The sequence below is a fragment of the Nocardia barduliensis genome (assembly GCF_013315795.1).
Classification (GTDB): domain Bacteria; phylum Actinomycetota; class Actinomycetes; order Mycobacteriales; family Mycobacteriaceae; genus Nocardia; species Nocardia barduliensis.
This window is the reverse complement of the sequence record NZ_JABLTE010000215.1, coordinates 1-4,004: the sequence shown is the minus strand read 5'-3', so window position 1 is coordinate 4,004 and position 4,004 is coordinate 1. Positions and strand designations below refer to the sequence as shown.

Sequence of the window (4,004 nt, the reverse complement as noted above, 5' to 3'; positions counted from 1 at the left end):
TGTATAAGAGACAGACCTCGCCCGCCCCGACGCCTTCGGCCGCTACACCCACGCCCCCACCGGGTCGACGCTGGATTTCTTCCTCGAATACGACCTCGCCACCACCTCCCTCACCAGAGTCGCGGCCAAGCTGCACGGCTACGGCGAACTCGCCCGCACCACCGGCCTCATCACCCCCGTCCTGATCTGGCTACCGACCAGCCTGCGCGAGACCAACGCCCGCGACGCGATACGCCGGAGCTGGGACCGCCTGCCCGACCCCGGCGCGGTGCCCGTCGCCACCGCCGCCGCCCAACTCCTCGCCCCGCTCACCGATCCGAGTCCCGCCGACCAGGTCTGGCTGCCCCTCGACCGCACGGTAGCCCGCCGTCTGCGCCTGCACGAGCTGGCCGCCGTGTGGCCGCGCCGCACCCCACCCGGCCCCCACCACGACACCGAGCAGAGCGCGGTCACCCTCGGCGGTCAGGTCCTGCTCGCCGCGCCGCCACCACGCCCGCCGACCGACGAGTACCGGTGACCCGCTGATGCTGGTCAAAGCCCTCGGCGCGGGCAGCGCTGCGGTCGTGTTCTGTGTCGTCGTGATCGCCGCCGTGGTCACCACCGTCATCGTCTACCAGCAGCCGCTCCCTATCCCCGGCCTCGGTTCGTCGGCTGGGGCGGGTAGCTCCCCGAGCCCGTCTGCGCGAGAGGACATCCCGCCGGAGTTGCTGGTGCTCTACCAGCAGGCCGCCGGGGATTGTCCCGGCCTGGACTGGTCGGTGCTCGCCGCGATCGGCAAGGTCGAGACCGACCACGGCCGCTCCCCCCTGCCCGGCGTGCGCTCGGGGGAGAACTCGTCCGGGGCCGCCGGACCGATGCAGTTCCTGGCCCCGACCTTCGAGGCCGTCGTCGCCCGACACCCCCTGCCTGCGGGCGGGGCGAGTCCGCCCTCGCGCTACGACTCGAGTGACGCCGTCCACGCCGCCGCGTTCTACCTGTGCGACTCCGGTGCACCGGCTGACCTGCGCGCGGCCATATGGGCTTACAACCACGCCGACTGGTACGTCGACCAGGTCCTCGACCAAGCGGCCCGCTACCGCGCCATCCCTTCCGGCGGCGGTGACTGCTCTACCGTCGCTGCCGCGAGTCCTGCTGCTGTGCAAGCGATCTCCTTCGCGTGTGATCAGCTCGGGGTCGCCTACGTGTGGGGCGGCAACGGCCCCGAGGTCAACGGCGGCTGGGACTGTTCCGGGCTGACCCAGGCCGCCTACCGGGCCGCCGGGATCACCCTGCCCCGAACCACCTACGACCAGATCCACACCGGCCCCCGCGTCCTCGAAACCCAGCTCACGCCTGGTGATCTCGTGTTCTACGGCACCGCCGACAGCAACGTGCACCACGTCGGCCTCTACCTGGGTGCCGGAAAGATGCTGCACGCGCCAACGTTCAACGAGCCCGTCCAGATCTCGAATTTTCGCTGGCCCGGCGATGACTACTACGCGGCTACCCGGCCTGCCGCCATTGCCTCACCCGCACAACCCGATTCGCGCGACTCACCCTAGCGGTCCACCGAGACACCAGCCCTTTTCCGAACCGACAGGAGACCCATCATGCGCAGTCGCCACCACACCCTCCCCCGGCGCATCCGCACCCGCCGCCGCTTCGCTCGTGCGGTCTTGTGTGCCGCCGTCGCCGTCACTACGGCCGCTGGGGCGGGTGTTGCCGCCGCAGACCCGACACCGGCCCCTGCCGCCGCGTCCTGCCCGCGCTGGACCGCGCTGCTGGTGCCGGGCACGTGGGAGACCACCCCGGCCGCCGACCCGGCTCAGCCGGTGGGGATGCTGGCTCCGGTCGCCTGGGGTCTGGCTGCCCGCTACGGCAGCGACATCGACGTGCGCACCCTCGCCTACACCGCCGACGCCGCCCCCTACACCACCTCCCAAACCCAAGGCACACGAACACTCACCGCCACCCTCGCCGCATTGTGCTCGACCACGCGAGTGGTACTCGCCGGCTACTCCCAAGGCGCCGATATCGTCGGCGACCTCGCCACCGCGATCGGCAACCAGCGAGGCCCGATACCCGCCTCCCGAGTCGTCGCGATCGGACTCGTCTCCGACCCACGCCGCGACCCCGCCACCGCTCAGCTCGGCAATCCCGTTCCCGGGCAGGGCATCGCAGGCCCCCGCCCGCAGGGCTTCGGTGACCTCGCCAACCGTGTCCGCACCCTCTGCGCCGAGGGCGACCTCTACTGCGCGACCTCACCCCAAGCATCCCCGGCCCTCGCCGCGGTAGGCCGCGCCGTCACCTCCACCCCCAGCCCGGTTCCGGCCGAGGCCACCCCTGCCCCGGATCGGCCCTCGACCACCTCCGCTCCGGTCCCGGGCTCGCCGTCGGTACCGGAGCCCAGCACGGGATCGGGGACGGCCGGGACAGCACCGGCCACGATCCCGGCCTCGACCGCAGGACTGGATCCCTCCCAAGTCCTCGCACAGGTGGTCACCGTGCTGGGCGGGCTGGCCGGGTTCGCCGCGAACGTGCCCGCCATCATCAACGACCTCGCCCAGCTGCCCGCACTCGTCGGCACCGGCGACATCCCCGGCCTACACCGGATCGCCGGGGACCTGAACACCCAATTCGCCCCCCTGGTTCGCATGGTCGCCGGTATCGACCTGCGTCTGGTGGCCCGCGCGTTGTCGTTGGCCGCGCCGCTGGACACCTCCGGCTGGGTCGGGGTGGCCGCGCAGATCGTCGGACTCCTGGCGGGCCTGGACATCACGCGGATCGCCACCGACATCGGCCGAGCCCAAGAAATCGCCTGGACCGCCGCCGAGGCACTCGCCGCCGGTGACCCCCTCGCCGCTCTGCTCGCGCTGACGGGGTTCGCCCCGGTCGCCACCGACCTCCTCGCAGCCACCGCCTCGGCGTTCACCGGAACCCAGTTCGGCTCGCTCGCCCAGACCTACACCGCCACCACGACACCCGCCACCGGCACCGCGTTGGCTGATCTGGCCCGCCAGGGCAGCGACGCGGCCCGATTCGCCACCACCGGGGTCCACGCCACCGGCTACACCACCCCCGCCACCACCGCGCTGCTGGACTGGCTCGAACACGCCATCGACCACACGACATAGACACCCGCACGCCAGCCAGGCAGCCAGGCAGGCAGCCAGACGACGAAACGGCCGGTGAGGCCGAGCTTTTGCTCGGCCCCACCGGCCGTTTCAGGGGTGCGGGCGCGCTAGCCGTTCATCGGGGTCGCGGCGGGTTGTGCGTGTGGGGCCGGGTCGTGGGTGACGCGCAGCCGCCACGTCGGAACCAGAGTCAGCGACTCGGCCATGTCGTCCCCGTCCTCATCCCCGTCGACGTCGAGGTCGCAGGCCGGGTTGGGATAGGCGGTGACGACCGCGCGGGCCGCGCTGTCGGCATCGGTGTAGGTGACGCCGCTCAGCGGTCCCGTGGTGATCCGCACGGCAGCGGTGCCGGTGTGGTATTCGGCGTCGGTGCGCTGTGTGCGGTAGGCGGTGAACACCGGAAGCCACTGCGACGCGGCGGTTTCGGCGGGTGTGGTGAGTCGACGGGTGGCCTCGGCGGTGACCGCCAGCCACAACTCGAGGCTGTCGGCGGCGTGCGGGGAGCAGGCGAATACGCGATGCAGGGCCGCCGCAACGACGGCCGAGGTGGAAGTGCTGTACATGACCGGTAGAGCCTTTCGGAAATTTTCAGACGAGGTGAACGAACGGGTGCGGTCCCCGGGAACCCGGGGTTAGTCCCTCGGGTCCCGGGCCGCACACCGGTAGTGGTCAAGCGGTGACGAGGGCGAACTTTTTGGGGGCCGCGCAGGTCTGGCGGGCGGTGCCGACGGTGGTGAGTTTGACCAGCGCGTTGTGCACCGCACCGCTGGACCGGTCGAGGGCTTTGCCGATCTGGTGCGGGGTGTACTCCTCGCCCGGGTGATCGCGCAGGAAGTCCTCGACCTGCCCGCGCAACGCCCCCGGAGCCAGCCGCTCGGTCGACTCGGGTTG

At 71.6% G+C, this 4,004-nt stretch carries 4 protein-coding genes and 2 pseudogenes; 4 read left to right on the top strand and 2 right to left on the bottom strand.

Annotation, left to right across the window (positions count from 1 at the left end):
* Positions 1–25: 25 nt before the first annotated feature.
* From HOV91_RS41180 to HOV91_RS40750, 4 genes and pseudogenes are all read left to right on the top strand, one after another.
* Positions 26–157, top strand: a pseudogene (locus HOV91_RS41180) (replication-relaxation family protein); the annotation flags it as partial.
* Positions 158–268: 111 nt separating this feature from the next.
* Positions 269–517 (top strand): hypothetical protein, encoded by a 249-nt coding sequence (locus HOV91_RS40420; protein ID WP_246351587.1) that lies wholly within the window; start codon positions 269–271, stop codon positions 515–517.
* Positions 518–524: 7 nt separating this feature from the next.
* A complete protein-coding gene (locus HOV91_RS38465; protein WP_174190098.1) occupies positions 525–1,541 on the top strand; it encodes a C40 family peptidase in 1,017 nt (338 codons plus the stop codon).
* Between the two features lie 48 nt (positions 1,542–1,589).
* Complete coding sequence (locus HOV91_RS40750; RefSeq protein ID WP_174190097.1) at positions 1,590–3,113, top strand: cutinase family protein; 1,524 nt, start codon at positions 1,590–1,592, stop codon at positions 3,111–3,113.
* A 107-nt stretch (positions 3,114–3,220) separates the two neighbouring features.
* Here HOV91_RS40750 and HOV91_RS38455 read toward each other — a convergent pair whose 3' ends face one another.
* Together HOV91_RS38455 and HOV91_RS38450 are read right to left on the bottom strand one after the other, a co-directional pair.
* Positions 3,221–3,676, bottom strand: coding sequence for a hypothetical protein (locus HOV91_RS38455; protein ID WP_174190096.1), 456 nt, complete (start codon positions 3,674–3,676; stop codon positions 3,221–3,223).
* A gap of 106 nt (positions 3,677–3,782) precedes the next feature.
* Positions 3,783–4,004: pseudogene (locus tag HOV91_RS38450) on the bottom strand (hypothetical protein); the annotation flags it as partial.